Here is a 26,754-nt window from a genome sequence, read left to right as displayed (position 1 = left end):
GCTAGCGCTGGCCGTAATGCTGGCAATGGCCGTAGGACGAATAAGAGCAAATCAGCACGATAAAATGCGGAGCCTAGTGAAGGCAGCGTAGAGTTGCTGGTCTAATCGAATCAAAAACCTAGCATCAGCGCCAAGGGATGACTACGCCCTTATACAGGCCCAGATGTCATATTATGGATGTCTAGTGGCTAGCATGCCCGAAAAACCACGGCGTTGCCCCTGTTCCCTTTGTTGAACACAGCGGTTGGTTGAGAAAAAAGCTAGCAACGCAAAACGCTTTCTGAAATTTGCCATTGCTATTCTTCTGGCACATGGTAAAATATTAATTGCGGAGTTCTCTGGACGAATACCGCATCCCCCACCCACACCTGCAGTACCACTGCTCAGTGCTCTTGGCTAAGCGGACATGGATTGGGTTACATAGTTATAGGCTAAACGTCTTAGCAAGCCACCTCAGCATCTGCCACACCCACCATGACGCCGAAGACGATGCGGCTACCGCGGCCGAAATCGTGCTGCGCGCTTCAGTCTTCCACTCTGCTACATCTGTGGACGACCTTTGCACACGGACAGGCACTACCCAAGGCAGGATCTATACCGATGGCTATGTTCCGCCGCGGGCAAGACGAGTCCGAACTAGATAAGCTCATGTCGCACTCCTCCGTCCCTCTGCGACATTCTTAGGAGGTACTTATGTCAAACGAGTTTCTCTTCCTAACCACCACTATTGTCGGCTTCGCGCTCATCCTGTTTACGTTTCGCTTCTTTGGCAAGGTCGGGATGTACTGCTGGATTGTGCTGTCGATTATCGTCTGTAACATTGAAGTGCTCAAGACCGTGGCTATAGGCGGGATTGTGGCGACAACCGGCAATGTCTTGTATGGCGCGACGTTTCTTGCTACAGACATTATTAACGAAATCTACGGGCCAAAGAGCGCACGCACCGGAGTCTGGCTTGGCTTCTTGGCAATGATTTCTACGACCGTAATGCTCCAGTTAACACTCGCCTTCGTGCCGCACGCGAGCGACTGGGCGCATCCGCACCTTAGTGCCCTATTCTCGTTTTTGCCCCGCATTGCGTTCGCTAGCTTAAGCGCGTATTTGGTGAGTCAGTTCATGGACATTCACATCTTTGTGCGGCTTAGGGCCAAATTTAGCTCGAACAAGTATATCTGGCTGCGCAACAACGGCAGCACATTGCTTAGCCAGCTCGTCGACTCGGTGGTCTTTTCGCTGTTGGCGTTTACCGGTGTATTCCCCTGGGACATTGTGCTGCAGATTACGGCTTCGACTTATCTGCTAAAGGCCGTAATTGCCCTACTCGATACTCCATTTGTCTACATCGCCCGCCACTGGTACGATACCGCCCGCGTGCGGGAAGCAGATTAGATAGGGGGCACGAGTATGGTGGCAAGGCTTGGTACGCAGCACGCGCCTGAGATTGCGGAGCTACTGGCAGAGTCGTTTCGCGTAGACCCGGCTTTTGTCGCGCTGTTTGCAGAGGTCCCACCGCGCCGGGCTAGCTCTTATAGGACTTTTATGCGGATATGGGCGCGCAGTGCGTTTCGCTTGGGGCACAGCGTGTTCGGCATGCGCGACGCCGGTGCCCTAGCGGGGGTCGTGGCCGTTACTCCCCCCGGTCCACAGCGGCAACCCATCTCGCTCAGAGACCTGCCGCTCCTGCCATCGCTCCTCTTGGGCATGCGCCTAGACGTAGGAGTAGAACTTGCCAAAGCAGTGCGCCGCCCACGCGAGGTTCCCCGCGCGACGCCGGAAATTTCCATGCTTGCCGTCAGCCCCGCGCATCAGGGCAGGGGCATGGCTAAGGAGCTACTGCAGGCCGCGCACACTGCCCTCGCCGCCGGCAGCGATAACAAGCAGGTGTACCTGTACACCACCGCGCTTGGAAGCCGCAAGTTCTACGAAAAGCAAGGCTACAGGCTTGTGGCTGCAACACAAGCGGCAGGAGCGGATGTCTACCACATGGTGTTTAACTTACCTACAACGTAAGGTAGTTCCCCTTGCTTGTCCACTTTGTGAATTTATGTTACAATTCTTGTCGCATGCCATGCAGTTGCAGCGCATGACAAACTACAGAGGAGCGCTGTAATGAAGGGTGCTAATTTCCGCTATCTGATAGCGGCCGCAGGATTTTTGACGACTTTGTGCCTCGGCACACTCTACGCGTGGTCCATTTTTATGCCCTCATTGCAGGCTGAGTTTGGCTGGAGCAGAGCCACCGTAACAGTTCCCTTCACTGTGGCCGGTTTGGTGTTTGCCTTCGGCATGGTGCCGGCAGGAAGAATCCAAGACCTAAAAGGTCCTCGCCCGCTCATTGTCTTTAGCGCCGTAGCTTCCGTCGTCGGCTATGGGCTCAGTGCCATGGCACAAAACTTGGCCTGGCTTATCATTTCTTATGGCATCATTATGGGCGCGGCTATGGCGGCAGGTTATTCGGCAGTCGTAGCCGGGGGTCTTAAGTGGTTCCCCGACATTAAAGGCACGGCTACCGGAATTCTCGTCGGCGGCTTTGGAGCGTCTGCGGCGGTCTTTGGCCCTATAGCTCACTACGCTGTGCGCGAATTTGGTTGGCGCAATGCCTTCTGGGCGCTAGGTATTGCCTTCGCCGCGATTATCGCGTTATGTTCGTTTGTCATTGTCAACCCGCCAAAGGGCTGGAAACCCGCAGGCTGGGACCCAAGTAAAGCAAAAGGCCTCCGCAAGCCCTCGCCCGAATACACGGGCTACGAGTTCCCCTTTAAGTCCATGCTGCAGACTCCGCAGTTTTGGCTGATGTGGACGCAGTTTATTCTGATTCTGTGCGGCGGGTTCAGCATCATTGTGCATCTAAGACCATTAGCATTGGAGCTTGGGCTTTCACAAGCTGCCGCGACCGGGTTAGTCGCCATCATTTCGCTGAGCAACTTGTCGGGGCGCTTCTTCTTAAGCCCCTTGTCCGACGCCATAGGCCGTCTTAAGTCCTTTACTTTAGTCGGTATCCTTATGGCTAGCGCAACCGCAGCTGCCCCCCTGGCCGCAATTTATAACATGCCGGGTCTCCTCTACTTCTCCGCTATCGTCGGCGGCGTCGCTTTTGGCGGATATCTAGGCCTCTCCCCCGCCTTTACCGCCGATTCGTGGGGTATGAAGAATGTCGGTGTAAACTACGGAGCTATGTTAACCGCTTGGGGCATCGCCTCGTTTATCGGGCCGTACTTCACGGGTCTTATTCGGGATACCACCGGCAGCTACAACCCCGCTTACCTCGTTTGGGTGGCGGCTTGTATCCCGGCCATTGTTTTCACCGAGATTTTGGTCAAGCCGGCTCACTTAAAGGCACTCGCCGCGAAACTAGGCGTGCCCCGCGCAGAGAACGCCTAGTCCCCACTTAGCCCTGTCTCCAAGCAGGCGCCTAGCGAAAGCTAAGGCGCCTCTTTCTTGTTGACAGAGCGCAATGCTTGTAGTATAGTACATTACAACAGTAATGTACTAATTCAGTTGCGAGGAGGTGCGCGATGAGGCTAGACAATGACGCAACTAAGCCCATCTACCTGCAAATAGCAGAATGGCTGGAGACACAAATTCTCGCGGAGAAGATAGCCTGTGAAGAAAAGGTGTTCTCGCAGTACCAACTAGCGGAGATGTTCAATGTCAATCCTGCTACTGCCGCGAAGGGACTCAGCACGCTAGCGGACGAAGGTATCTTGTACAAGAAGCGCGGGCTGGGGATGTTTGTCGCACCTGATGCTAAGGCCATCATCGTGCACCGGCGCCGCGAAAAGACCTTGCGACAACTAGTACTGGATCTAGTGCTGGAAGCGGAGCGCCTAGAGGTGTCGGAAATCGAACTGGCAGAAATGATACGAATGGCAAAAGTGCACTTGAAAGGAGATGGGCAGTTGTGAACGCTGTGGAGAGCGTGAGTGTGACCAAGACCTATGGAAATGTGCCGGCGATAGAAAATGTGTCACTCGTTATCGCCCCTAACAGGATCACCGGCTTCATTGGACCAAACGGAGCAGGCAAGACGACGCTACTGAAGCTGATAGCTGGCTATCTCAAACCAAAGGCCGGCGATGTGCTTATCTTTGGCGAGAAGCCCTTTAACAGCCTCAAGGTCAGTGCCAATTGCATCTTTGTCGACGACTGTATGCACTTCCCCCCTACCCTTAATCTAGACGACATCTATAGTATGGCCGGGCGCGTCTACGCTAACTGGGACAAGCGTCTAGCATATGCACTCGCCGACCATTTCGGGCTTGACACGAAGCATTCGCACTCTCGCCTGTCGCGCGGTCAACAGAGCACCTTTAACGCTATACTTGGCCTCGCTGCGCACTGCCCAGTGACTATTTTTGATGAGCCGATGCTCGGCATGGATCTTGGGGTACGACGGGATTTCTACCGCGCTATCCTGAAGGACTACATGCTGCACCCGCGCAATATCCTCTTTTCGAGCCACATGTTGCATGAGGCGGAAGAACTGCTTGAAGATGTCGTCCTCTTAAAGGAAGGGCGCAATACGCTACACATGCCCCTAGACAAATTGCAGGAATATGCCATCGGCCTTAGTGGAGTTAAAGAGGTGGTTAACGCGGCCATAAAGGACGCCAGGGTAATTTTTAGCCGTAGCATTGGCAGTGACTACACCTACGCAGTCATCGAAAATACCCTCGACGAGTCAGACCTGCATCGGGCTAAATTACAGGGCATTGAAACGTCAGCTGTTGCTGTCGCCGAGCTGTGCGTCTACCTGACGGCAACTAGGAGAGGAGAAATCGACGATGTCTTTGTTCAAACCTAGCTTACGCGTGATTGTAGCGCAGCTTTTCGCCTTTAGACTCAAGTCGCACCTAGGGTTCTTCGCCACCTTGGTCGTCGTTCACGCCTTGTCTGTTACCTTCTCCCTGTTCATAGGCCCTACAATCGGCACAACCATGGGGCAAGATTGGATTACCATACGTGACCTCGATAATGCGGTAGTGCTGCACTTTACACGCCTATGGGTGTTTGTGGTAGCTTTTCTGCTCACGACGAAGCCTTGCCGCAATGCAGACGCGCCATTAGTCAGTAATCGCTTAAGCAGCACCCTAGCGGACATAGCATTCATTTTGACGTGCTCCCTATTAGGCGGATTATTAGCAGCGTCATCGGCTGCTTTCGTGCGCTTGGTTGCGGTCGTCGTCTATGCTGGTGCACTTGTAGTCCGTGACAGCTTCTTTTTGGCTCCGAGTGAGCTACTAATGGGGAGCTTGCTAGGCAGTCTTTCAATGGCGTTGTTTGGCTCGCTCGGGTACCTAAGCGGTGCACTTATGCGCATACGATTGGGGCCTGTAATGCTTGGTTTCTTATTGTACTTTGCTGTTGTGTCCCTGATTCGCCAGTATGACTATTGGAGCGATCTCTTGCGAGCGATCGTCAATTTGTTTCCCTACGCGAACTCTCTTCCCTTCCTAGCCGCTAAATCACTGGGATTCGCAGCGGTAGTTTTCGCCATGGCGTTCATCGCTACGAAAGACCTGGAGGTGAAGGAATAGTGCTTATGGTGTGGCTTGTGTTGCTAGCCTTCATTGGGGTGGCTACCTATATTGGAGGCAAACTAGGAGCTTATGTGGTCAGGCCCGCGCTCGAGAAACAGCTACTTGGCTATGTACTTGTCGTGGTATTCTCCCCGGTCGTACTCCACATGCTACCTACCGCAAGACTCGTGCCCGCCGTAAGTGAGGCGGATTTTGCTCAGGCAAGAGAGGCAGAGCGAGCTCTGTTGTCGGCGGCCATGAGGGGTCATCCGACCAGCATCGCAGGCGTAAGACAAACGGGCACCTGGCGATTCAACCTTAGCGGTCACGAACTGGCGATAGTAGATGCTGCCTCCCGCCTACCGATAGTCATAGCCACCAAGGATGCTCGCGATGGCATAGTGGAGGTTGCGTTGTATAGCACGCCATCTATCCACGACATGTTGGATGTTACTGCACGTCTTTCCTCGCCAGTTCACATAAACTTTTCCATGCATACGCTGACTGTCGTGCGTCCAGAGACGGCTAGGATAGACCTCCTACGCTTCCGGGGTGAAATCTCTGCCAGGCAACCGGCTGCGTCCCCACACCCGGGAGTCTCCCTGCTTAATTCCATCTCCGGAACCCAAGTGCTCATGGTGCGGCTACCACGAAACGTTCACATCAAGGACCCTGCCCCTTCTTTGCTCTTTGTCGAGCAAGGAGGGTGGTAACGCCGGGCGACTGGATAGTAAATCAACAACAAGCCAGCTAGCATAGCCGCTAGTAGCGCAAACCCTAGCGAAATGCCGTGCCTAGTGGAAACAAACCCAAAGACGAGACCCACCGCGGCTGTAATTACCCTGCCCGCGAGCGATTGGTACGACTCGGCTGTCGCTCGAAACTCCGACGGGACGCGGTGGTGCAAGTAGCCCGAGACTAACGGTTCAATCACTCCCGCCGAACCATAGGCCAAAAACAGGAAGAGCATCCCCCAGAGGTTGTTGAGCAGAGCCATCATTGCCACTCCGATTACGAACAAGAGCAGGATTACTGCAAACAACGCGTCGTAGGAAACTCTGCCCTTAAGCTTGTACGCCACCAGGCCGCTAACGCTAGTGAGAAGACAGTTTATGGCTAAGACTACTCCAAAGAAGATGATGGGGACGCCTACATCATGCGCGTACAGCTGCCAAAACTCGTCCACATACACCAGGCAGGCACCGGTTAGAACGCCGTAGGCTAAGACAAACTGAATCGGCCTATGCGCACGCAAGAAGGCGAACGCCTTGCCAGCGAGGGAGGTATCGTCAGCTTCATCGCTATTTGCCCTGGCGATAGGAGGCTCGGTTAGGGAGAACGTAACCAATAGCGCCACAATGGTACTAGCGAGTGACACCCAGTAAGTTGTGAGCAGGCTGAAGTGATGGGCGACCACCCCGCCGCTGACCCCCGCTACCGCATGCGCGGCGTACTCTACAGCGCGCAGGCGTCCAAGCCTCTTCTCGAAAGAAGTCTCCTCCCCCGTGACTTTTAAGGAGTCATATAGTAGGGCGTTCTCCGTGCCGCTCGTGGCGGCGCCCGCAATTGCTGCGACAACGACTACCAGCGCGAAATGCCAAACTTCCGTAGCGTAGATCAGCACTGCAAACTCCATGCAGGTAAAGACAGCCCCGAGTATCATCATACCCTTCCGGCTAAAGCGGTCGGCTAAAGCCCCCGTGGGAATCTCAAGCGCTGCCGTTACCACGGCATAAAGGATTTCTGCTAAGACCATGAGCTGTATGGTCATGCCACGCTGCTCCCAGAACAGGCGTTCAATCGCGTAGGCCATGATCAGTGAACGAAACAGATGATATGCCATGAGTTTGTGGTAGTTATTCTTAATACTCTGCAACACAAGTCCTCCTCCCTGTTTTGGCCGCAATACCCGACCGGCTAAGGAGGAGGGCGCGCAGAGCTATGCGTAGCGACTTAACTCGGACTGCGAATGCTCATGCCCACACCTAGCTTTCTAGCCTAGCTCCCCAAGCTACCCTAATAGCTCTTTCGCCCACTGGCGGGCCGCATTTACAGAGTCATTTGTTGCTTGTCGTGTCATTTTGAAGCCCCTCTCGCCAAGGGAAGTCGCGTTCCCCGCTGCGACCATGTCCTTAAGCGACTGCGCTTCGCTCATCAGATAAGTACTAAAATATGCGGCGGTTTTCTCTTCTAGGGGCGCCAGTTGAAAGAACGAACGCACAGGTGGGGCCATGCTCCCAGCCCACACCGGCGTGCCGACGATAATCAGATCATAGTCCACGAAATCCCTTAGCGCAGGCTGTAGTGGCGGGGCCACGCCCACCTTCGCTTGGTGCCCTCCATGCAGGTAAAGCCAAGCGCCCCGTAGCGGATAGGGTGTGACTGGTACGATTTCCTCAATGTCTGCACCAATTTCCCGTGCTATGGCTTTTCCGATCAGTCGCGTATTGCCTGAATGCGAAAAATACGCTACAAGTATTTTTTTGGGCAAGCTCATTTCCTCCCTAATAGCCCTCCGCTAATGCTTTTTCTGCTTCATCGCTAGGCTCATCCGCACCGGGGAAGCGATTTTTCGCGCTCTTCACATACATATAGCCGGCGACGGCACACCCGGCGATAAAGAGCTCCACCCACCAGTAGTGTACTCCCAGATACGACATGTAAGCCGCCGCAAAGTTTATCCCCGCATGCGCGGCGAATGCTAGGACGTAGAACGGCAAGACCTGCTTCCTGACTATGCCTTCAAGAATCATGACAGATAAGGCAATCTGGATGACGATGACGAGCGCCCGCTCAAGGCCTGCTGCGAGAAACAGCCCCGGCGAGGTAGCCGTGAGGGCATTGTAGATGTGGTTAGCTGTAGCGGCATCCACCCTATTCGCAACAAACGTATGGAAGGTGCCGTTGTTTATCATTACGCTGAGCACAATGTTATTGATGTACGTGACCCCGACCAAGAGCATCGCTTCTATTCCGCCATGCCCCACGCCATAGGCTACCCCAGTAAGCCACGAAAGCCTACTCCTAAGTAGCAGGCGAAACACGCCAAGCCTCGCGGTCTCCTCAAACAGCGCCGCCGTGAGGGAAAGGAAGAGGATGTAGAGGAGCGGCTGCAGAGTAAGCGCGCGAAACCACGCAAAGTTAGGCAACACAACCTGCAGGAGAGGTATGCGGACGAGCGGCTGAGCAATGTAGAAGGCTACTGCTCCGGCTATGATCGCCCCCGTGGCATACTTGCTCTTTCTCCGTACCAGGACAAACAAGATGACTGGCAACGCAAAACACAGCAGCAAAGTAAAGGCCATTGCAGCAAGCGAAACAACAGGTACCATATGGAGCCCTCCTGACATTACCAGGCCTACTTAAACTTAACCGCCGTTCCGTAGGCAAGGATTTCGGCCGCGCCTGACATAACGCTGCTCGTGGAATAGCGGACGCAAACAATAGCGTCTGCGCCAAGCGCTTTGGCTTCCTCGACCATACGCTTAGTGGCCATTGCCCTCGCTTCGTTTAGCATGGCGACATACTCGGTTAGTTCACCGCCTACGAGAGTCTTTAGCCCGCTTAGAATGTCCTTGCCGATGTGCTTCGTTTGAATCGCCGAGCCCTTGACGATAGTAAGCGTCTCTAAAGTTTTGCCGCTGACATACTCGGTCGTCACCAAAATCATGTCCTACACCCCTTCACCTGATTTTGCCTGTGTGTATTATGTTATCCGCCGGCCTGCGAATTCCTGCACTGTCGTACGTTAGTTGTGCCTATCTCCACTTCCACAATTTCGCTCCACCCACTCGTGCGAATTGGCGGGCCCCACGTGCCGAAGCCACACGACACAATCACCTGCAGTGCTCCTTGGCGTAAGTAGCCCCAATCGACCGCGAAGATTCTCTGCGTGAGCAGGTGATTGGGAAAGAACTGCCCATGGTGAGTGTGGCCGGACAGCATTAAGTCGACGCCATTTTCTTCTGCCTCCTGTAGGGCAACCGGCTGGTGGTCGAGGAGAATAATGGGCTGCGCACGGTCTACCCCCTCCATGACAGCCGACAAGGTGCGCCGTCGCGTATAGGCGTCGTCCCGGCCTACAACGAAGAATTTGCCGTCGACGTGCGCGTAGGTGTCAATCAGCACCTTTATGCCCGCGTCTTCTAGCTGCCCTGCAGCTTCGCCCGGTTTCCCACCGATATACTCGTGATTGCCAAGCACCGCATAGCACCCAAAGCGAGGCGTAAGCTTACGCACGAGGCGCGGGAGCTCTGCGGCTGCAAACTCACCTATATCCCCGTCGATAGTATCTCCTACGAAAAACACTATGTCCGGTTCCAAGGTGCCTATGCGTTCTATCAGCCCGGTAAAACGCGCGTTGTTCGTTGCCGTTCCAAGGTGCAAATCGGAAACCAACACGGCTCGGAGAGCAAAGTTCTCCGGTCCGTGTTTATTTAGGGCCACAGCATAACGCGAAATGCGAACGGTGTGCGCCCTCCCGTAACCATAGACCAATGTGGCACAAAGGAGCACCGCTACGGCCGCCCCGACAGAGGCTCCTGTGGGTTCGCTAGGGAGGAGAAAAAGCCAAATGTCAGCTACCGCCCACAAGAGCAACCCGTGGAAGACGGCCGCGAGCCAGTAGTCGCCAATGGTAGCTACCAGATTGCCTAAGCTCCCGGGCACACGGCGCTTGTGCCTACGTGCGGCAAATGATGCGACGGCCCCAAACGTAAAGGCCACCCAGTAACCCCAGGTAGCAGGGCCAAGATGCGCGCGAGCCAACGGCAGAAAGCGCAGAGCTATGTAGTAGTTAGCTAGACCATACAAAAGCAGAAACGGCACAAAGAAGGCTACGAAACGCCTCGACACGCTTCCCATTCCGAGCGCATGACCTCCATAATGACCTCGTCATGCCATTCGCCGACGGCGAAGCGGTGCTGACGAAGGCGCCCTACCTCTTTAAAGCCACACTTTTCGTAGCAGCGGATAGCCCTCGTATTGCCGGAGAAAACGCGCAGATAGATTTTGTTAAGGTTAAGTGCGTGAAATCCTAGCCGCAGCAAGATGCGCACTGCATCTTGGCCGTATCCTTTCCCCAGATGAGTTTGCACGCCAATCGCAATGCCGATTTCCGCATGCCGATTTAGGGAGTCAATACGATGAAACCCACACCCGCCGAGGTACTCTCCGCTTAGTGTCTCCAAGGCAAACAACTTGTCACTCTCCGTGTGATGTGTGGCACTCTCAAGCCACTTCTCTTCTGCGGCCCGCGACATAGGTAGCGTAAACGCCAACAGGTATTGGGTTATCTCTGGGTTGTTTATCCATTGCATGACGTTGTCCAAGTCGGTTTTCTCCATCGCCCTGATACGAACTAGTTTGCCGCTAAACAAATGACGCGCCCCCTTAATCATGTAAACATCCTGTTTTATTCGACGCGCGGTAAGCGCCCTCCTGCTGGGGGACGAAGGGATGTCGTTGAGGGACGGAGGAGTGCGACATGCACTCAGTTTTCTCGGGTCTAGTCTTTGGTCACGCATGTGTGTATCATGAGTTACAAAGAGGTCTTTCGAGCAAGTCAAAGGAGATGGTTGGGATTATGGTTAAAGAAGCGCGTCTCTTGGAGCAGTTGCACGCCTACGGATACAGGGCTACGTTCGTTGGACTTGAATGTCTTGCCCTGCTACAGCAAGAGGTAGACGTAAGCCGGCGACGAGAGGTATCTTCTAGGTTGTACGAGTTGTTTCTACACAGGTTTCAATATAGCTGGCCACCGACAGATGGCACATGGCAAAGCATCCTCATAGTGGCGGCACCGCAGAAAGTGACGACCTTCGACTTCGCTGTCGGCAACGAGCGGTGCGAGGTCGTGATTCCCCCGACATATCTCCGGTCAGGGCGAAAGCTACTGGAGCAGCGCCTGCAGGACATTGTACCTGGGATAGACCTAAAGCATGTCCGCCTGCCTCTAAAGCTGATGGCGGCGCGTTCCGGTATTGGCCGATACGGACGCAACAACTTGCTCTATGTAGACGATTTCGGTAGTTTTAACATGCTCTTTGCCTATTACACCAACATCGAGATCACAGGCGGCAGTTGGGCTGAACCTGTACTGGTCCCCGCTTGTCATGCGTGCAGTGCCTGTATAAACAACTGCCCTACGGGCTGCATCGAAGAGCAACGGTTTCTTATCCATGCCGAACGCTGCTTAACTACCCTGAACGAACTAGAGGGGGAGTTCCCGGACTGGCTTAACCGCAGAGCGCATAACGCTCTAATCGGCTGCATGCGGTGCCAAGATGTGTGTCCCGCGAACAGCGAAGTTTTGGGGTGGCGAGAGCATGGCGCGTCGTTTTCGGCCGAAGAGACACAGACGATCCTGGCAGGGGTGTCCTCAATCAAGGAGAATCCGAAGCTCTGTGAAAAACTGGAGTCACTCGATCTATGGGCAATTGTCGACCTATTGCCGAGAAATCTAGGTGCGCTGTTATCTTAACGCAGGTGCCGCCAGAGCATGCGCCCCGAGAACCACTATTTACATTTGGTTAGTATGCCGTTAACAGCGAGGAGGTATCTTTGTGTACACAAGAGCAGCGTAACTTTAGAAAGGAAGCGAGCCTGTGGATTTTGAGCTTTGGTACATACTTGGTCTGAACAGCGTTGTACTTGACCCGCACGCAGTGTCTCCTGCGACATTTCCAAAGGTGGAGGCGGAAAAATCCGCGGAGCTAGAGGTAGTAGAAGCTGTCGAACAGCCCCTCGACGAAGAGCTGCGAGAGATTCTGCGCTGTGAAAGCGTAAGCATCGTCTACCAGCCGATTGTCTCCTTAGCTTCGGCAGAGCCGCTTGGCTATGAAGCACTCACGCGCGGCCCGCATGGCTCTCGTCTAGCAACACCTGACGCGTTGTTCACACAAGCCGAGGAGTCGGGGTCGCTCTCTGCTTTGGAGAGAATCTGTCGTGCCAAGGCTGTCAGTCATCTAGGCAGCATATCGGCTCACCAAAAGTTATTTATCAACGTGCACGCTAGGACGGTCTGCGACAGCGGTTTCGTCGGCGGGGAAACTTTGGCATTGCTCCGCCGGCAGGGGCTTGAGCCTACGCAGGTCGTTTTTGAACTTACAGAGCGCCATTACGTGGCGAATTACCAGGCATTCCAGGCCACCTTACGTCACTATCGCGAGCAAGGGTATCAAATTGCTGTAGACGATGTAGGTGCGGGTCACTCGGGCCTACTCACTCTTGCCGAAATCAAGCCTGACTATATAAAAATAGACATGTCACTAGTACGAGGGCTTGACCACGACCTCGCTAGACAAGCCGTCATTCGGGCGCTGTGCACTGTCGCCAAAAACATTAACGCCAAGGTAGTCGCCGAAGGAATCGAGACGGAAGCGGAGCTCACAACCCTGATTAGCCTAGGCGTAGATTATGGACAAGGGTATTTTATCGCCAAGCCACAAAATCCTAAGCCCTTTGCAAGCCGCGAGTCAATTTTTGCTATCAACCGCCATCAGTATGGGCACTTGCTGGGCTCGCGCTTTACGACACTTGGCGACTTGGCCGCAACAGGTATCACCGCAGACGAGACTATGGTCGTGGAGTACGCCAAAAGAGTCCTGACCGAGACCAAAGACCCTCTTGCCAGCATGACTATCTTACGTAACGGCGTGCCGGTTGGTCTGGTTATGCGCCACTACCTCGATCGGATTCTCAGCGCAAAGTTCGGTGTGCCGCTGTTTTCACGCCATCCTGTGTGCGAGATCATGGACGGCGCTCCGCTGCTTCTAGATTGCGACATACCGCTTGACCAAGCGCTAGAGGCTGCACTGACACGTTCCGCGGACAAGCTTTATGACGACATAATCGTCTTGACCAAAGCCGGCCACTACGCCGGAGTAGTGCCCATGCAACGTCTGCTAAACGGCATGGCACGCTTGCAAATCGACCTGGCGAAAGGCGCAAATCCCCTTACCGGACTGCCTGGCAACGTAGCCATTGAAGAAGAAATCCATCGCCGCGCGCGGCTCGGCCAAACCTGTAGTATCATCTACGCCGATTTAGACGACTTTAAAGCATACAACGACAGCTACGGCTTTGAGCAAGGCGACAAAATGATTGTGCTCCTCGGGCGCCTGCTGATATACGCAACCAAGCGCTATGGTACCGAAGGCGACTTTATCGGTCACATCGGCGGCGATGACTTTGTAATCGTCACTGCGGGCGCCGAAGTTGATTGCCTGGCACAGCGCATTGCGGAGCTCTTTTCGCGTGCGGTACGACAGTGTTTTACACCTATGGATCGGGAGCGTGGGGCGTTCCTAGGCCGCACACGCGAAGGGATCGAAGGACCTATGACCTTAACTACCGTATCGATGGCGATAGTTGATTGCCGCACACAGCAAGATTATTTGGAGTTAGGCAAGACGGCCGCGCAACTTAAAAAGAGGGCCAAGCGCGAGCCGGGCAGCGCGATAGTGCGTGACCGGCGGGTTACTTGCAGTAGCGCTCCAACAGCTTTTCCGCCACTTGTCGATTAATTAGTGCGCCGTGGCCACCTATGCAGCCTCCTAAGCAAGCCATCCCTTCGACAAAATTGGCTTTAAGCTCGCCCTTTTGTGCGGTAGCGAGGACTTGCATGACTTGATCTAGCCCGTCAGCTAACTGAGTTTCGATGGCGTCCGCACCGAGTGACGACACTACAGCCCTCGTCAACCCCCCTGCCTTGGCAAAACCTCGTCCGAGGGCTTCCCCCTCACCCAAGTCACCTTGCCCACCCAGAGTGGCAATGTTAATGCCGCGCGCTACAAAGATGCAGCCGAGCTCTTCGAATGTCAATACCGCATCCACGCTAGGTGACAGCGCCGCTTCAGATTTCTTAGAAATGCACGGTCCGATAAAGACCGTAAGCGCTCTAGGCTCCTCTGCTTTGATTCGCGCCGCCTGATACGCCATGGGGGATGGGGTCGCCGAGATACAACCTTCCAGTTCGGGAAACTGCGTTCTTACGGTGGCTACAAAGCTAGGACAACAGGATGAAAGTGTCAATTGTTTCCCTTCCGCCATGCGATGTTTAATTTCCGCTGCTTCTTCGACAGCGACGCAACGCGCGGCCTCCGCCACTTCGTAGACGGCGGCAAACCCTAACTCCAGTAGGGCCATGCGCAGCGCTGCCGGCGAGGCCTTTGCTCCAAATTGCCCCACGAAAGATGGTGCGACTAAGGCTACGACTGGCGCCTGGCGTTCCTTGAGGGCATTTACTATCTGCACTATATTTGTGTAATCGGCCACAGAGCCAAATGGGCAAGCCGGGATACAGGCAGCGCAGCCCACGCACTTTTCGCAGTCAATATGGGCTACATTGTTGCTATCTCGCGTGATAGCTTTAGGCACACACGCTTGTTCACAGGGGCGCGTCACCTGAATAATCGCTCGAAACGGGCAGCTGCGTTCGCACAATCCGCATTCCACGCAACGGTTGCGGTCGATGTAAGCGCGGTGGTTAACTATGGTGATAGCGTCTTTAGGACACACTACGCGGCAGTGATGTGCAATGCAGTTGCGACACACATCAGTGACAATATACTTTTCAAAGGGGCAGCGGTCGCACGCAACCGCCATCATCTCAAGCCCGCACAGCTTTGGCTTGGGTGTTTTGCCAAGCGCAAGTTTAGCCATATCTGCAAGGGTAGCATGGCGCGGAACATCCTCGGGAGCTAACCCCATCGCAACGCGCAAACGGTTCGTAAGCACGGCCTTTTCTTTATACTCACAACAGCGATAACGTGTTAGCAGCTCGGTGGTGAGTGTGTCGGGATAGTCGTTAATCTCGTCGATAAGTCGTCCGCGCCATGTCATATCGGCTAAAGCGGTATACAGCTGGCGTTTGATGCCGGTCGTCTCAGAGTTTCGCTTTGACACTCAGTTCACCTATCCTGCCAAATTGTCTTAATTGTAGAGATGAGGCGCTCCGGAGTAACACGGCTATAGAGCACGCCATCGATGCACACATTAGGTCCTGCCCCGCAATTTCCTAGGCAATGTGTAAGCGACACGTGTACTTGCTTGAAAATCTCTTCTGGCAAATGGTCAAGTACCAACATGAGCTCCGGTGCGCCCTTCATATGACAGGCCGTCCCGCCACAAAACTGCAGCGTAATCTTCTTCATGTAGTTGCCCTCCTAAAAGTATCTAACTTCTGTCTCAATGGAACGTCGGCGCAACAAGGAAGCTAGGCGCGAGACTGCATACTGACGAGGAGCCAACTGCATGATCTCCTCTATATTGGCATGCGCTAGGTTAAAACTCTTGCCGACTAGGAATAGTACTTCCTCAGCACTAGATAGGTGCCTGGCTAACAGGGTGGCAGCATCCGTGCTGCGCGGCAGCTCTTCGCCGTCCTGCAAAGCGCGCAGCAGTTCATAACATCGGTTGAGAGTAAGGACACCTTCGGTGACTAGGTCGAGGCCCTCCAAATGTGCGATGGGTGGTATGCGCGGGTCAACATACTCAAGCGATGTCTCGAGTCTGCCGCCTGTCACTCGCTCCACGATTTTTGCACTGGTTCCGCCACACACAATTTTTGTGGAGTTCCGCTCGTCTAACAGCGCCCTGACCATGGCCTCATCATTGACTCGCTCCAAAGGCGGGCCAGTAAATACTGCTACGGAGCGCGGCGACCGCACCCTAAGCCCGACTGCGGTGCTGTCATCCCCTAAGCGACTGCAATAACACGAGTTAGTGACGTGCATCACAAAATCGACTAGGGCTTCGGGGGTCGGCCAAGATGTGCACGGCGTAGGCAGGAAACCGAGCAGCCCTTCAAGGCCTAGGCCTAGGTCAAGTGATTGCCCTACTCCGGCATGCAGCACACCGTCGGTAACTAGGAGCGCCACGTCGTTCTTCTCTACCTGCAGTGATGCCTCTGTGATCTTCTTGCCGCAGATGACACGTGTGTGGCGCTCGATGGGTACCAAGCAATCATCGCGAAAGAAGAGCGCCGGGGGCGAATCGTATTCGTATAGCTGCGCGTTGCCATCTGCTCTAATCTGCAAAATGCTAAACGTAGCATAGGCTAGGCCACGCTCGCTACAGCTAGGCAGCGTATCAACAATCGTGGAAACGACATGGTCAATCGGAACATCGCGTTCTAGGAGGCCACAGGCAATTTTGGTTGTCAGCGTAGCCATAATGTTGGCCTTAACACCGCTACCAAGGCCATCGGAGAGAATTGCGGTAATCTTGCCGGGGGATCGCACTAGCTGGAAAACGTCCCCACATAGCTCTTCCTTATGCTTACTCCCTCGTGCTGCAGCTACATCGGCTGTTAATTTCATTTGCTGGTGACTCCATTTCCATCTGTCAAGCTACTGATTAACTCAAAAAGGGTCGCCTTTGTCGCTGCCGTTGATTCACCAAGAAGCCCCGCTATCTGCTGCGCTAACTTCATTTGATTTGCGATAACGGCCGTCGCACGCTGAATGGTTACCTGGTGTTTTGCCTCGAGCTCGCGATGGCGGCGCTCATCCTCCGTGATATCCGTAATGATACCTACCACTAGGCTATAGGCGGGCAATGCATAGATTACCTGGCGGGTGACCAGCCCGAGAGCCGCGTATTCCACCCGCAGATATAAAGACTTGCCTGTAGCTAACACTTCGATAAAGTCTTTGGGATCTAGAAACGCTGCCAGGCAGACATCCTTTGTTTGCTTTGCCTCAGGGTTGAACATGCGCTGCGCTTCGGCATTAAACTGATGAATCGTCAGGTCGCTATTGACAATGATTACGCCGTTTGGAGAAGACTCAACCACCAGATGGGAAAGCGATTCAAACTTAGCGCGCATAAACGGTATGCACATCTCGAGTTCCGCAAACCCCTGCAAAGTTGCCACGGCCTTTTCACGACAAGTCAGGTAGCCGCATCCGCCGCAGTTGCGTTCGTCAACACTGCTTTCTTTGCCAATGGTCATCAGCACTCGGCTAATCTCTTCCTCGGGAGGGGAGTTTGCCACATACCTGCGGTTAGTGAAAGAGCGCATTGGGACGCCTTCTAGGGCGAGCTCCGCTTTAGGACTAGGTGTTAATTCTGGCAACATCTCGATACGCTCGTGGTACCGTATTACGGCATCTTTGCGCGCTTGCACGCTCACAGGAGAGGGCATTTCTGACCCACCGACGCAACCGCCGTGGCAACCTAGCGCTTCTACAAAGGACGGTCGCAAGCGTCCTGCCGATAGGTCAGTAAACAGCTCGACACAATCCTCCACTCCAGCGACGCTCACGCTAGAGCGGGTAACCCCTGACTCTAGCTTGCTGGACGTGATGATCCCGCGCTCAAGCGGGTACAACCGCGCAGCGTTATCTGATGCAGTGTGCAACTCAACAGGGGTAAGCGTTTTTGGGTCTACACCCAGCTTGTGCCATAGGGCTGCTAGCTGACGAAACGTAAGCACTGCGTCCAAGCCGTCCTGCGCAAAGGGCTGCAATGCCTCGTCAACTTTACCGGCACATGGCCCAATGAAGATGACCTTAGCGTCGGGGAACCGCTGGCGCAGACTGCGGCTATGCAAAACCATAGGCGATACGGTAGCGGCAAGGTGTGGCACTAACTCGGGGAAGTAGATCTCAATTAGGTTGACGACTACAGGACAGCAGGAGGAGATTGTCAGGCCAAGCTCACTTTTAAGGCGCATGTTGCTGTAGTGTTTAGCAACAGGCAAGGCGGCAAGCGCAGTCTCTTCAACAAGGCTAAGCCCTATGGCTTGTAACCCAGCTAACACCTGCAATGGGTCTAGGTGCGGGAAAGCTGCGGGAAATGACGGCGCTAGGCTGGCGACCACAACTTCCCCTTGGTTGAGCCATGCCAAAAGTTTTTCTGTACAGTCACTTACGTGCTTAGCGTGCTGTGGACAGGCTGCAACACATTGTCCGCATACCACACACTTCTCGGGGACAATCCTTGCCTGCCCATTGCGCAGGCTAATGGCCTTAACATGGCAGGCACGGATGCATCGGTGGCAGTCCTTGCACTTCGCCGTTAGTGAAGTAATAACGCTCATTATCTGGCCACTGCCTCGTAAAAAATAGTGTCGATATTATCTGTGCTCACATGCTTAACTACAACCCCGTTTATACGCACAGCTACGCCCTCAGTGCACATCTCCTGACAAAAAGAGGCCGTCAATCTGATTGTCTTGGCAGCGTTGTGTTCCGCTACTAGTTCTTTTAGACGTTTAATCACATAGTGAGCCCCCTTGAGATGACAACCACTGCCGATACACACTTGGATTTCCACTGATTTCCCCGCCTTTGTGATAAATATATCAACATGACAATTGTAATATATTTCACAAGCGATTACAAGGTGACCCGACGATGTCGTGCAAGTAAGATTATTGGCATGGCCCTGTTCTACTTCTGTAGTATAATGGCCATGAAGGGAACCCAAATTATTCGCCAGACATAGGGGGTTTTAAGCAGGTAAATCTTCTCGAGGAGTGTAGACAATGGAAGAAACCGGTACAGCCATTATTCTGGCTGGCGGTCGCAGTACCAGAATGGGCTTTGGCAAAGAGGACCTTGTCATCAATGGCGAGCGCCTCTTGTATTATCTCTATGACACTTTGCGCATGCGATTCGCTCAGGTCATTGTAGTTAGCAATACGCTAGCGGGTAGCGACACAAAAAAGCTTGAAGTGGTAAGCGACGAATTGGTGGGGTTTGGTCCCCTAGGCGGCATTCATGCCGGGCTACAGGCTGCGAAGAGTAGGTACAGTTACGTGCTGGCCTGTGACATGCCACACCTTAACATGGACTATGTATCGTTCCTGCAGAGTCGGCTTCCCTCCCCTGACCGGGAGATCTCTGCCTTGGTCACTGCCGTTGGCTGCCGGATGGAACCTTTTAACGGCTTCTATAACCGATCGCTGATAGACCCTATCCGTGTCTTTGTGGCTACAGGGAGAAAAAGCCTTACAGAATTCCTGCGGTCCCAGAATGCCGTACTCGTTGACGAGGAGACAGCGAGGCGCTTTAGCCAGGATTGGTCCATGTTCGCTAACATCAACACCCCTAGTGACCTGCTCGCCCTCACCACAAGTCTGGCTACGAAAGGATGTAGAACACTTGACAAGGACTAAGTCTGTCAAGATCACGAAGATTGATGCGGGCCAGACAACTTGGGGAACTGATCTTGTTGTAGATGAGGCTCCATTGAGTATTCGTGTCAACGGGCACAGATATGCCACTCTCATGTGTACTCCCGCTGCCATCGAATACTTGGTGCTAGGCTATCTCCTTTCAAGCGGTGTAATCCATGCGCTTCTGGACGTTTCAAGCATAGAGATAGATGAGAGCAACTTGATCGCCAAGGTTTCGCTGGCGGTTCCGTTCTCCCCGGATACGCGCGAAAAAGCCCTAACCACAGGTTGCGGTAAGGGCGAGATTTACCTCGAGGTGCTTCAGTCCTGTCGGCGTAACGATACGGCAATGATTGTATGCGCCGCGGATATCCTTTCTTTGGTGTCCCGTTTTAATAAGGGTTCTCTACTCTTCCAAGAAACAGGCGGAGTGCACAGCGGCGCCATTTGTTCCACAGAAGAAATCCTGCTCTTTCATGAGGACATTGGCCGTCACAGCGCTGTTGACAAGTTGCTCGGTGAGGCCTTAGCAAAAAGACTCAATCTCGCTGATAAGCTGCTCTTGACCAGTGGCAGGCTTTCCTCCGAGATTTTGCTCAAGGCTGCCAAGCAGAGCATCCCGATGATTGTGTCGCGTTCAGCCCCCACCGCCCTGGCGATTGAGCTGGCGCTGCGTCTTAATGTCACCCTGGTTGGTTTTGCTCGGGGTAACAGAATGAACATTTACAGTGGAGAAGGACGCATAAGAGCCTAAAGCACACGTCTTACAGGCGTTCCGCCTTCTCTAATCTTACCGCCGTCACTTTAAGTCCTGAGACTACCGACATATTGCAGACTGCAGGATCCGTGAGTACATTGACCGGCGTATCGGCAAAATGGAAACTCATCGATACTAGGCCCGGCGGTACTTGCTCACTTAGTTGGACCTTTGACTTAATTGAGCCCCTGCGCGATGTGACAATAACCAAGTCCCCATCATACAGCTGAAGCGCTGCTGCGTCTGCCGGATTGATTTGCATCAACTCCTCGCTTAAAAGCTGGTTTAAGCCCTCGCTTTTGCCCGTCATCGTGCGCGTGTGGAAATGATACAGCTGACGGCTGGTAGTCAAAATGAAGGGGAACTCGTTGTCGGCAGCTTCTGCCGCCCGTGGCCTGTATTCCACCGTCGAAAACTGGCCAATCCCACGCGAAAACTTATCTTTATGCAAAAAAGCAGTGCCGGGATGTTCCGGTGTAGGACACGGCCATTGCAGGCCTCCCTTTTCCAGCCGTTCATAGCTCATGCCGCCGAAATAATGCGGCGTTAACTGCATAACTTCGTCCCAGATCTCTTTAGTGTTGCTATAGTTCCAGTTCAAACCAAACCTATTGGCTAACTCCTGCAGGATTTCCCAGTCGGCCTTGCTCTCGCCGGGTGGATTTACTGCCTTGCGAATCAGCTGCACTCTTCTTTCCGTGTTGATAAAAGTCCCGTCTTTTTCGGCAAAAGACGCGGCCGGCAAAACGACATCGGCATATTCGGCAGTTTCAGTAAAAAAGATGTCCTGGACGATGACAAAATCCATCCCTATCAAGGATTCACGGACAATATCAACATTCGGGCTAGAAACCATAGGGTTTTCGCCTACAATGTACATGACCTGATTGCGCCTGCTCGGCAGGAAGTGAAACATCTCGGCAATGGTCCGACCCGGCACATCAGACAGTTCCACGCTCCAAGCCTTAGAGAACTTAGCCCGCACATAGTCGCTGACGCTTGCGCTAACCGGGATAGGCTGTTCGAGTTCCACACTGGTAATAGTCTCCTTAGACTGCTCGCAATCATCCTGCTCTTCAGACGGGCCGGATTTTTTGACGCGTTGCCAATAGGTGCCCGTGTCACGGTCGCTGTGCACCGGCTGATACCCGGGAAGCACGTTCGGCAGACAGCCCATGTCACAAGCTCCCTGCACATTGTTTTGCCCGCGCAGGGGATTCATGCCGCCGTGAGCTTTGCCAAGATTGCCGGTCAAGAGTGAGAGGTTGGCTAATGCCAACACATTCTCTGTCCCGGAAGTGTGTTGCGTCACCCCCATACAATAGAAAATTGAAGCAACATCGGCTTGCGCAAAGATCCGGGCGGCAGCAATAATCTTTTCAGCCGGCACGCCGGTAATTACCGATACATACTCCGGCGTATATTTCGCCACCATCTTTTTTAGGTTTTCGAAGCCGTGGGTGCGATTAGCGACGTACTCCTTCGCCTCAAGACCTTCCTTAATTATGACGTGGGCAAGGCCATTGCAAAGAGCCACATCTGTGCCCGGTTTCAGCTGCAAATGTATAGAGGCAGCCCTAGCAAATTTAGTCTGCCGCGGGTCAACCACAATCAACTTAGCGCCGTTTCTCACTGCTTTACGTATCCTGTAGCCAATAATCGGGTGGTTTTCCGCCGGATTCGAACCAGTTACTAAAATAGCACCCGCACCCTCAATCTCACTGATGGGGTTCGTCATTGCTCCGCTACCTAATACTGTGGCCAGACCGACCACTGTGGGAGCGTGTCAGAGACGGGCACTACAGTCAACGCTGTTTGTACCTAATGAGCGCAGTAGCTTTTGAAAGAGGTAATTATCTTCGTTAGCAATGCGCGTGGAGCTTAGACCGCCAAGTGCTTCCGGTCCGTACCTCCCTTGCGCCTCTTTAATTTTATCGACTATCAGCGTTAGGGCCTCATCCCAAGAGGCCTCCACAAACTTCCCGTCTTTTTTGATCAGCGGCGTTTTAAGACGGTCCGGGTGGCCGACAAAATCGTAGCCAAAGCGTCCTTTGATGCAAAGCTGACCCTTATTTACCGGATTCTCTCGGTCACCGCGGGTCGAAACGATTTTATTGCCCCTCACACCTAAGTAGACACCGCAGCCGGTACCACAATAGGGGCAAATGGTTTTCACTTCCCGCGCTGGAACCTGGTTATTCTTGCGGGCCAGCGCGCCGGTTGGGCAACGCTCCATACACTCGCCACAAGACTCACAAATCGATTCCGTGGCAGGCCAGCCGCCAAGCGGGCTAATCCTGGTGGCATTACTTCTGTTGGCAAAATCGATCGCTGCTGAGCCATTAATTTCGCGACAGGTGCGGACGCATATCCCGCAAAGCACGCAGCGCGTATAGTCAAAATCAAAGAACGGATTAGTGGTGTCCGTCGGAATTTTACTGGTGTCACGACGTAGCCTGGCCATCCGCTCCTTGGTAATGCCGGCGTACGCTGTAACCTCCTGCAAAACGCAATTATTATTGCGCACACAGGTCTGACAGTCCGGATTATGGTTGATTAAAACCATCTCCACCAGCGAGCGGCGTAAATCCATCAGCGCCGGCGAATCTGTGACTACGACCGCCCCTTCTTCAACAGGAGTGCGACAGGCCTCCACAAATTTGCCATTTACGTCCACCATGCAGACACGGCAGCCACCAAAAGTAGAAAGGTCAGGGTGATAACACAGGGTAGGGATGTAGCTGCCCGCAGCCTGAGCAGCTTCCAGCACAGTCGTTCCCGTCGGCACCGTGACCTTTCCCTTATCAATAAAGAGCGTGACCATTTTATCGCTTAGCCCCCTTTAGCAACTCCCGTTTTTGCTGCCCGGTGACACGCATTACTGCCTTAAACTTATCTGGGCAAACGGTAAAACATAGGCCACAAGTAGTGCATTTAGCTTGATCAATCACATGCGCTACCCTTTTCTCTCCGCTGATCGCCTTTTCCGGGCATTCCTTCAAACACATGCCACACGCTTTGCATTTTTCGGCATCGATATAGTAGGCCAGGAATGCTTTGCAATGCAGGGCCGGACATGCTTCCTCCTTAATATGAGCCTCGTATTCCGAACGGAAATAGCGCAGGGTGCTTAATACCGGGTTGGGGGCAGTTCGCCCAAGGCCGCAAATGGAGCCGGCACTAATCGCCTTGCTCATTTCCTCAAGCAAGACAAGATCTTCCTCCGAGCCCTTTCCGTTGGTTATATCTGTTAATATCTTGAGCAATTGTTGCGTGCCTTCACGGCAAGGAGTACATTGGCCGCAAGATTCATCCACAGAAAACCCCACGAAATACTTGGCTATATCTACCATGCAGGAGGTCTCGTCCAATACAATCATGCCACCCGAGCCCATCATCGCGCCGGCACCAAGCAAAGAGTCAAAGTCCACCTTCAAGTCAAGCCGCGTCTTTGGCAGGCAGCCTCCCGAAGGGCCACCTATTTGTACGGCCTTAAAGGCCAAGCCCCCCGCAACTCCGCCTCCAATGTCGTAAATAACTTCCTGCAGCGTTATCCCCATGGGGACCTCAATTAAACCGGTATGCTTGATTTGCCCGGCCAAAGCGAATACGGCGGTGCCCGGACTGGTCTTTGTGCCGATGCCGGCAAACCACTCTCCGCCACGGTTAATAATTTCGGGGATAAAAGCAAAGGTCTTCACATTATTGGCTAATGTGGGCATTCCCCATAAGCCGCTCTCACTCGGTCTAGGTAAAGGCTTTGGCCAACCACGCAAACCCTCAATCGAACGGAGCATCGCAGAAACTTCTCCGCAAACAAATGCGCCCGCACCCTGAAAAATCTCCAACTTAAAGTTGAAACCTGTGCCCAAAATATTTGCGCCGAGGATGTTCTTTCGGGCAGCCTGTTCAATCGCTCTTTTTAGGCGGGAAACAGCCATTGGGTACTCGGCACGCACATAGATGTAGCCGTGTTCTGCGCCAATGGCGTAAGCTGCAATTATCATCCCTTCGAGCAGGGCGTGGGGGTTTCCCTCTAACACCGAGCGGTCCATAAATGCGCCGGGGTCTCCCTCGTCAGCATTACAGACCACGTACCTTTTTTCGCCTTTAGCCTGACGGGTAGCAGTCATTTTAATATGGGTAGGAAAACCGGCTCCGCCTCGTCCGCGCAAGCCCGATACTTTAATCTCCGCGATAACTTCTGTCGGACTCATTGTAGTCAGCACTTTTTTTAATGCAACATAGCCTTCAGCTTGTAAATAGCTTTCGATATCTTCCGGGTCAATTATCCCGAAATTTTTCAGCAGCACGTGGTGCTGCTTCTGCAAAAAAGCACTGTTGGCGTCTTCCCGGCCGGGCCGCAGCACTAAAAGCCTCTCAATCGGCACACCTTTCACAACATGTTCTCTAACAATTTGCTTGGCATCTTCAGCAGTCACATTGCCATATACATATCTTTCTCCTTGGGGAGTGATTACTTCTACTAAGGGCTCGTTATAGCACATGCCGATACAGCCGATTCCTTGCGGCACAATCCCTACTGCCCCCAAATCGGCTCTTAAAGCGACGTAGGCTGCCTTTGCTCCGGCAGCCACACCACATGAAGTCAAACCTACTCTTACTTGATATGCCGCCTGAGGCATCAGCGTGACGCTCCCCTCAATCCAGACTTTCCTTCGCCTCCCCTGATTTTTATGTCAACAAGGAGGCTTACTTTATCAGGCGTAAGTTGCGCAAAAATCTCTTCATTTACCATCGCGACCGGGGCCAGGCTACAACAGCCAAAACACGCCAACTTGTCTAGGCTGTGCTCATAGTTCTCGCTAGTCGTGCCGCATTTGATGCCAAGCTGCTGCTCAAAGGATTCTATCAAACGGGGAGCCCCCTTTACATGACAAGCAGTGCCGTAGCATACTTTAACTTGATTTTTTCCCTGCCGGGTAAAGTGGAACTGGCTGTAAAAAGTGGCCACCCCATAAATCTCATTAACCGGGACAGAAAGAAAATTTGAGATCTCATTTAGGCTTTCCACTGGCAAGTAGCCCAGTAGGCTTTGCGTGTCTTGAAGTATGGGAATCAAATCGCTCCTCGTTCCCTCATAGCGCGAAAAAATAGCGCCGAGATCAAGCTTACCCATGCACACAGCACATCCGCTTCCTCAAAATTACTGTTGTGTTTTCTCTGCCTTAACTTCAGCTACCACTGCCGCTAACTCCGCGATTTGGTCGCGCCCCATATGGCAGAAAGTCGCCGAAGCATCCACATGCCCTAAGTGGCCACATAAAGCAACTGTGTAACACCCCGTGCCATCTTTAATAATCTTCAAGGCGACGTCGGCATAGGAGCATTCCACCCCCATGAATACTGCTACATCATACTTACTATGACCGATAACTAAATCTACGTGATACGGATTTATTTCTGTGGCGGTTCTCATCTTAGGATACTCCGGACGCACATCCATCACCGGCAGTATCTCCGCGCCAACTTCCGCCGCTAAAACTCTTATCGCTTCCGCTTTTTCGTAAGCACCTTCCCCCCAACCCCAAAGCAGAATCCGCCCCGGCACAAAAATAACAGGGCTTTTTGCTTGCAGAAGTGTTGTGGCCACTTCCCTTAAAGCTTCCTTCTCAGGAACTATCTTCTCATTTAACAGTGCCTTTCCTTTTTCAGGATGAGACATTTCCGACAGCGGAACAGGAGATAGTAGGTCTAGATATTTATTGCCTTCCTTCTCTGCTGTCAATTGCTTCACCCCCCCCTCATTTAACGAATATTAGCAACATAACCGTAACCGCTCAGGCTACCAGCGTAATAGGTGGTTACACATTATCCAATCTCTCCACGAAAAGACGTCTACAGCATGCTAATTGTAACAAATCATGAACTGCTAGAAAAGTCGTATCCCCGCCAAAAGGCGCAGCACCCAAGCATTACGCCTGGGTGCCACTAAATTTGTTCCGGCAGCGTCCTACTCTCCCAGGGACTTGCGTCCCAAGTACCATCGGCGCTGGAGGGCTTAACTGCCGTGTTCGGGATGGGAACGGGTGGGTCCCCTCCGCCATTGCCACCGGAAATGTGTTAATCTTGAATCTTGAATCGCGAATCATGAACTGTGAGCCGCAACCCGAAGGTCATGTTTCATGATTCATGTTTCATGATTTCTCAGGCGCATCGTGCACCTTCAAAACTGAACAGTGGAGAATCATTCATTGTTATAGTCAAGCCCTCGACCTATTAGTACCGGTCGGCTGAAAGCATTACTGCTCTTACACTCCCGGCCTATCTACCAAGTGGTCTACTTGGGGTCTTACCAGCTTACGCTGTGGGATATCTCATCTTGGGGGGGG

At 53.2% G+C, this 26,754-nt stretch carries 28 protein-coding genes and 2 rRNA genes; 12 read left to right on the top strand and 18 right to left on the bottom strand.

Annotated elements, in window-relative coordinates; all coding sequences use genetic code 11:
- The first annotated feature begins 326 nt into the window (after nt 1-326).
- From KGZ66_08720 to KGZ66_08685, 8 genes are all read left to right on the top strand, one after another.
- Entirely contained in the window at nt 327-644 is a 318-nt protein-coding gene (locus tag KGZ66_08720) for a hypothetical protein (protein MBS3985675.1), read from the top strand.
- Nucleotides 645-693: 49 nt separating this feature from the next.
- Nucleotides 694-1,389, top strand: coding sequence for a queuosine precursor transporter (locus tag KGZ66_08715; protein ID MBS3985674.1), 696 nt, complete (start codon nt 694-696; stop codon nt 1,387-1,389).
- A gap of 15 nt (nt 1,390-1,404) precedes the next feature.
- Nucleotides 1,405-2,010, top strand: a complete 606-nt coding sequence (locus tag KGZ66_08710) for a GNAT family N-acetyltransferase (protein MBS3985673.1) — start codon at nt 1,405-1,407, stop codon at nt 2,008-2,010.
- A gap of 99 nt (nt 2,011-2,109) precedes the next feature.
- On the top strand, nt 2,110-3,381 hold the full coding sequence (locus KGZ66_08705) for an OFA family MFS transporter (protein MBS3985672.1): 1,272 nt from the start codon (nt 2,110-2,112) through the stop codon (nt 3,379-3,381).
- A 134-nt stretch (nt 3,382-3,515) separates the two neighbouring features.
- Nucleotides 3,516-3,905 carry a GntR family transcriptional regulator gene (locus KGZ66_08700; protein ID MBS3985671.1) on the top strand — a complete coding sequence of 130 codons (390 nt, stop codon included), beginning with the start codon at nt 3,516-3,518 and terminating at the stop codon, nt 3,903-3,905.
- Entirely contained in the window at nt 3,902-4,804 is a 903-nt protein-coding gene (locus KGZ66_08695; GenBank protein ID MBS3985670.1) for an ABC transporter ATP-binding protein, read from the top strand. The genes KGZ66_08700 and KGZ66_08695 overlap by 4 nt, the downstream gene beginning before the upstream one ends.
- Nucleotides 4,785-5,537 (top strand): hypothetical protein, encoded by a 753-nt coding sequence (locus tag KGZ66_08690; protein ID MBS3985669.1) that lies wholly within the window; start codon nt 4,785-4,787, stop codon nt 5,535-5,537. Before KGZ66_08695 ends, KGZ66_08690 begins: the two co-directional genes overlap by 20 nt.
- 5 nt (nt 5,538-5,542) lie before the next feature.
- On the top strand, nt 5,543-6,232 hold the full coding sequence (locus tag KGZ66_08685) for a hypothetical protein (GenBank protein MBS3985668.1): 690 nt from the start codon (nt 5,543-5,545) through the stop codon (nt 6,230-6,232).
- Here the strand turns inward: KGZ66_08685 and KGZ66_08680 are convergent.
- From KGZ66_08680 to KGZ66_08655, 6 genes are all read right to left on the bottom strand, one after another.
- Nucleotides 6,178-7,395, bottom strand: coding sequence for an MFS transporter (locus KGZ66_08680; GenBank protein ID MBS3985667.1), 1,218 nt, complete (start codon nt 7,393-7,395; stop codon nt 6,178-6,180). The genes KGZ66_08685 and KGZ66_08680 overlap by 55 nt on opposite strands.
- 135 nt (nt 7,396-7,530) lie before the next feature.
- The gene (locus KGZ66_08675; GenBank protein ID MBS3985666.1) at nt 7,531-8,010 is read right to left on the bottom strand and encodes an NAD(P)H-dependent oxidoreductase; all 480 of its coding nucleotides are present in this window, start codon (nt 8,008-8,010) and stop codon (nt 7,531-7,533) included.
- Between the two features lie 13 nt (nt 8,011-8,023).
- Nucleotides 8,024-8,851, bottom strand: a complete 828-nt coding sequence (locus KGZ66_08670) for a YhfC family intramembrane metalloprotease (protein ID MBS3985665.1) — start codon at nt 8,849-8,851, stop codon at nt 8,024-8,026.
- A 26-nt stretch (nt 8,852-8,877) separates the two neighbouring features.
- Nucleotides 8,878-9,189: a YbjQ family protein gene (locus KGZ66_08665; protein MBS3985664.1), complete on the bottom strand. Its 312-nt coding sequence runs from the start codon at nt 9,187-9,189 to the stop codon at nt 8,878-8,880.
- Between the two features lie 41 nt (nt 9,190-9,230).
- A complete protein-coding gene (locus tag KGZ66_08660; protein ID MBS3985663.1) occupies nt 9,231-10,373 on the bottom strand; it encodes a metallophosphoesterase in 1,143 nt (380 codons plus the stop codon).
- Nucleotides 10,355-10,918, bottom strand: coding sequence for a GNAT family N-acetyltransferase (locus KGZ66_08655; GenBank protein MBS3985662.1), 564 nt, complete (start codon nt 10,916-10,918; stop codon nt 10,355-10,357). The genes KGZ66_08660 and KGZ66_08655 overlap by 19 nt, the downstream gene beginning before the upstream one ends.
- A 185-nt stretch (nt 10,919-11,103) precedes the next feature.
- Between KGZ66_08655 and KGZ66_08650 the strand changes: the two genes are divergently transcribed.
- Together KGZ66_08650 and KGZ66_08645 are read left to right on the top strand one after the other, a co-directional pair.
- Nucleotides 11,104-12,000, top strand: coding sequence for an epoxyqueuosine reductase (locus KGZ66_08650; protein ID MBS3985661.1), 897 nt, complete (start codon nt 11,104-11,106; stop codon nt 11,998-12,000).
- Between the two features lie 124 nt (nt 12,001-12,124).
- The gene (locus KGZ66_08645) at nt 12,125-14,044 is read left to right on the top strand and encodes an EAL and GGDEF domain-containing protein (GenBank protein ID MBS3985660.1); all 1,920 of its coding nucleotides are present in this window, start codon (nt 12,125-12,127) and stop codon (nt 14,042-14,044) included.
- On the opposite strand, the gene KGZ66_08640 is transcribed toward KGZ66_08645, so the two are convergent.
- The 5 genes from KGZ66_08640 to KGZ66_08620 are packed head-to-tail and all read right to left on the bottom strand — an operon-like array spanning nt 13,998 to nt 18,800.
- Nucleotides 13,998-15,425, bottom strand: coding sequence for a monomeric [FeFe] hydrogenase (locus KGZ66_08640; GenBank protein MBS3985659.1), 1,428 nt, complete (start codon nt 15,423-15,425; stop codon nt 13,998-14,000). The two genes, KGZ66_08645 and KGZ66_08640, sit on opposite strands and share 47 nt — an antisense overlap.
- 5 nt (nt 15,426-15,430) lie before the next feature.
- A complete protein-coding gene (locus tag KGZ66_08635) occupies nt 15,431-15,673 on the bottom strand; it encodes an NAD(P)H-dependent oxidoreductase subunit E (protein MBS3985658.1) in 243 nt (80 codons plus the stop codon).
- A 12-nt stretch (nt 15,674-15,685) separates the two neighbouring features.
- On the bottom strand, nt 15,686-16,840 hold the full coding sequence (locus tag KGZ66_08630) for a SpoIIE family protein phosphatase (protein ID MBS3985657.1): 1,155 nt from the start codon (nt 16,838-16,840) through the stop codon (nt 15,686-15,688).
- A complete protein-coding gene (locus tag KGZ66_08625; protein MBS3985656.1) occupies nt 16,837-18,564 on the bottom strand; it encodes a 4Fe-4S binding protein in 1,728 nt (575 codons plus the stop codon). Before KGZ66_08625 ends, KGZ66_08630 begins: the two co-directional genes overlap by 4 nt.
- Nucleotides 18,564-18,800, bottom strand: coding sequence for a (2Fe-2S) ferredoxin domain-containing protein (locus KGZ66_08620; GenBank protein MBS3985655.1), 237 nt, complete (start codon nt 18,798-18,800; stop codon nt 18,564-18,566). Before KGZ66_08620 ends, KGZ66_08625 begins: the two co-directional genes overlap by 1 nt.
- Nucleotides 18,801-19,011: 211 nt before the next feature.
- Here KGZ66_08620 and KGZ66_08615 point away from each other — a divergent pair, with 211 nt between their 5' ends.
- Together KGZ66_08615 and fdhD are read left to right on the top strand one after the other, a co-directional pair.
- Complete coding sequence (locus KGZ66_08615) at nt 19,012-19,644, top strand: molybdenum cofactor guanylyltransferase (protein MBS3985654.1); 633 nt, start codon at nt 19,012-19,014, stop codon at nt 19,642-19,644.
- A gap of 73 nt (nt 19,645-19,717) precedes the next feature.
- Nucleotides 19,718-20,398, top strand: a complete 681-nt coding sequence (gene fdhD, locus KGZ66_08610; protein MBS3985653.1) for a formate dehydrogenase accessory sulfurtransferase FdhD — start codon at nt 19,718-19,720, stop codon at nt 20,396-20,398.
- Between the two features lie 10 nt (nt 20,399-20,408).
- On the opposite strand, the gene KGZ66_08605 is transcribed toward fdhD, so the two are convergent.
- The 7 genes from KGZ66_08605 to KGZ66_08575 all read right to left on the bottom strand — a co-directional run.
- Nucleotides 20,409-22,139, bottom strand: coding sequence for a molybdopterin-dependent oxidoreductase (locus tag KGZ66_08605; GenBank protein MBS3985652.1), 1,731 nt, complete (start codon nt 22,137-22,139; stop codon nt 20,409-20,411).
- 48 nt (nt 22,140-22,187) lie between these two features.
- On the bottom strand, nt 22,188-23,225 hold the full coding sequence (locus tag KGZ66_08600; protein ID MBS3985651.1) for a (2Fe-2S)-binding protein: 1,038 nt from the start codon (nt 23,223-23,225) through the stop codon (nt 22,188-22,190).
- A gap of 1 nt (nt 23,226) precedes the next feature.
- Nucleotides 23,227-25,047 carry a 4Fe-4S binding protein gene (locus KGZ66_08595; GenBank protein ID MBS3985650.1) on the bottom strand — a complete coding sequence of 607 codons (1,821 nt, stop codon included), beginning with the start codon at nt 25,045-25,047 and terminating at the stop codon, nt 23,227-23,229.
- A complete protein-coding gene (locus KGZ66_08590; protein MBS3985649.1) occupies nt 25,047-25,541 on the bottom strand; it encodes an NAD(P)H-dependent oxidoreductase subunit E in 495 nt (164 codons plus the stop codon). The genes KGZ66_08595 and KGZ66_08590 overlap by 1 nt, the downstream gene beginning before the upstream one ends.
- Before the next feature lie 27 nt (nt 25,542-25,568).
- Nucleotides 25,569-26,159 carry a hypothetical protein gene (locus KGZ66_08585; protein ID MBS3985648.1) on the bottom strand — a complete coding sequence of 197 codons (591 nt, stop codon included), beginning with the start codon at nt 26,157-26,159 and terminating at the stop codon, nt 25,569-25,571.
- A gap of 203 nt (nt 26,160-26,362) precedes the next feature.
- A 5S ribosomal RNA gene (gene rrf / locus KGZ66_08580) occupies nt 26,363-26,479 on the bottom strand.
- A gap of 142 nt (nt 26,480-26,621) precedes the next feature.
- Nucleotides 26,622-26,754, bottom strand: a 23S ribosomal RNA gene (locus tag KGZ66_08575); the annotation flags it as partial.

This window comes from Selenomonadales bacterium (assembly GCA_018335585.1).
In the GTDB taxonomy this organism is placed as follows: Bacteria; Bacillota; UBA994; order UBA994; family UBA994; genus UBA994.
This window is presented reverse-complemented; position numbering and strand designations above follow the sequence as displayed.

Excerpts from the sequence above, each read along its gene's own strand:
- KGZ66_08715 (MBS3985674.1), top strand. The coding sequence starts at position 694 with ATGTCAAACGAGTTTCTCTTCCTAACCACCACTATTGTCGGCTTCGCG.
- KGZ66_08710 (MBS3985673.1), top strand. The coding sequence starts at position 1,405 with ATGGTGGCAAGGCTTGGTACGCAGCACGCGCCTGAGATTGCGGAGCTA.
- KGZ66_08705 (MBS3985672.1), top strand. The coding sequence starts at position 2,110 with ATGAAGGGTGCTAATTTCCGCTATCTGATAGCGGCCGCAGGATTTTTG.
- KGZ66_08700 (MBS3985671.1), top strand. The coding sequence starts at position 3,516 with ATGAGGCTAGACAATGACGCAACTAAGCCCATCTACCTGCAAATAGCA.
- KGZ66_08690 (MBS3985669.1), top strand. The coding sequence starts at position 4,785 with ATGTCTTTGTTCAAACCTAGCTTACGCGTGATTGTAGCGCAGCTTTTC.
- KGZ66_08685 (MBS3985668.1), top strand. The coding sequence starts at position 5,543 with ATGGTGTGGCTTGTGTTGCTAGCCTTCATTGGGGTGGCTACCTATATT.
- KGZ66_08670 (MBS3985665.1), bottom strand. The coding sequence starts at position 8,851 with ATGGTACCTGTTGTTTCGCTTGCTGCAATGGCCTTTACTTTGCTGCTG.
- KGZ66_08665 (MBS3985664.1), bottom strand. The coding sequence starts at position 9,189 with ATGATTTTGGTGACGACCGAGTATGTCAGCGGCAAAACTTTAGAGACG.
- KGZ66_08655 (MBS3985662.1), bottom strand. The coding sequence starts at position 10,918 with ATGATTAAGGGGGCGCGTCATTTGTTTAGCGGCAAACTAGTTCGTATC.
- KGZ66_08650 (MBS3985661.1), top strand. The coding sequence starts at position 11,104 with ATGGTTAAAGAAGCGCGTCTCTTGGAGCAGTTGCACGCCTACGGATAC.
- KGZ66_08635 (MBS3985658.1), bottom strand. The coding sequence starts at position 15,673 with ATGAAGAAGATTACGCTGCAGTTTTGTGGCGGGACGGCCTGTCATATG.
- KGZ66_08630 (MBS3985657.1), bottom strand. The coding sequence starts at position 16,840 with ATGAAATTAACAGCCGATGTAGCTGCAGCACGAGGGAGTAAGCATAAG.
- KGZ66_08625 (MBS3985656.1), bottom strand. The coding sequence starts at position 18,564 with ATGAGCGTTATTACTTCACTAACGGCGAAGTGCAAGGACTGCCACCGA.
- KGZ66_08615 (MBS3985654.1), top strand. The coding sequence starts at position 19,012 with ATGGAAGAAACCGGTACAGCCATTATTCTGGCTGGCGGTCGCAGTACC.
- KGZ66_08605 (MBS3985652.1), bottom strand. The coding sequence starts at position 22,139 with ATGACGAACCCCATCAGTGAGATTGAGGGTGCGGGTGCTATTTTAGTA.
- KGZ66_08600 (MBS3985651.1), bottom strand. The coding sequence starts at position 23,225 with ATGGTCACGCTCTTTATTGATAAGGGAAAGGTCACGGTGCCGACGGGA.
- KGZ66_08595 (MBS3985650.1), bottom strand. The coding sequence starts at position 25,047 with ATGCCTCAGGCGGCATATCAAGTAAGAGTAGGTTTGACTTCATGTGGT.
- KGZ66_08590 (MBS3985649.1), bottom strand. The coding sequence starts at position 25,541 with ATGGGTAAGCTTGATCTCGGCGCTATTTTTTCGCGCTATGAGGGAACG.